Origin of the sequence: Pedobacter soli (genome assembly GCF_900101435.1) — a bacterium.
In the GTDB taxonomy this organism is placed as follows: domain Bacteria; phylum Bacteroidota; class Bacteroidia; order Sphingobacteriales; family Sphingobacteriaceae; genus Pedobacter; species Pedobacter soli.
In genome coordinates, this window is record NZ_FMZH01000029.1 from 1 (window position 1) to 1,334 (window position 1,334).

The window sequence follows — 1,334 nt, forward strand, 5'->3', positions numbered from 1 at the left end:
GGATAAAGATGGGCATGCGTGTCATTAGCTAGTTGGCGGGGTAACGGCCCACCAAGGCGACGATGACTAGGGGATCTGAGAGGATGGCCCCCCACACTGGTACTGAGACACGGACCAGACTCCTACGGGAGGCAGCAGTAAGGAATATTGGTCAATGGAGGGAACTCTGAACCAGCCATGCCGCGTGCAGGAAGACTGCCCTATGGGTTGTAAACTGCTTTTATCCGGGAATAAACCTACTTACGTGTAAGTAGCTGAATGTACCGGAAGAATAAGGATCGGCTAACTCCGTGCCAGCAGCCGCGGTAATACGGAGGATCCAAGCGTTATCCGGATTTATTGGGTTTAAAGGGTGCGTAGGCGGCCTGTTAAGTCAGGGGTGAAAGACGGTAGCTCAACTATCGCAGTGCCCTTGATACTGATGGGCTTGAATGGACTAGAGGTAGGCGGAATGAGACAAGTAGCGGTGAAATGCATAGATATGTCTCAGAACACCGATTGCGAAGGCAGCTTACTATGGTCTTATTGACGCTGAGGCACGAAAGCGTGGGGATCAAACAGGATTAGATACCCTGGTAGTCCACGCCCTAAACGATGAACACTCGCTGTTGGCGATACACAGTCAGCGGCTAAGCGAAAGCGTTAAGTGTTCCACCTGGGGAGTACGCCCGCAAGGGTGAAACTCAAAGGAATTGACGGGGGCCCGCACAAGCGGAGGAGCATGTGGTTTAATTCGATGATACGCGAGGAACCTTACCCGGGCTTGAAAGTTAGTGACGATACTAGAGATAGTATCTTGAGCAATCACACGAAACTAGGTGCTGCATGGCTGTCGTCAGCTCGTGCCGTGAGGTGTTGGGTTAAGTCCCGCAACGAGCGCAACCCCTATGTTTAGTTGCCAGCATGTAATGGTGGGGACTCTAAACAGACTGCCTGTGCAAACAGAGAGGAAGGAGGGGACGACGTCAAGTCATCATGGCCCTTACGTCCGGGGCTACACACGTGCTACAATGGATGGTACAGAGGGCAGCTAGCTGGCAACAGTATGCGAATCTCACAAAGCCATTCACAGTTCGGATTGGGGTCTGCAACTCGACCCCATGAAGTTGGATTCGCTAGTAATCGCGTATCAGCAATGACGCGGTGAATACGTTCCCGGGCCTTGTACACACCGCCCGTCAAGCCATGGAAGCTGGGGGTACCTAAAGTATGTAACCGCAAGGAGCGTCCTAGGGTAAAACCGGTAACTGGGGCTAAGTCGTAACAAGGTAGCCGTACCGGAAGGTGCGGCTGGAATACCTCCTTTCTGGAGTAGAATCACCTACTCGCTTCGC

General features: G+C 52.7%; 1 rRNA gene. It reads left to right on the forward strand.

The features are described 5' to 3' along the window. Positions 1-1,306, forward strand: a 16S ribosomal RNA gene (locus BLR37_RS25045); the annotation flags it as partial. Between the last annotated feature and the right edge of the window lie 28 nt (positions 1,307-1,334).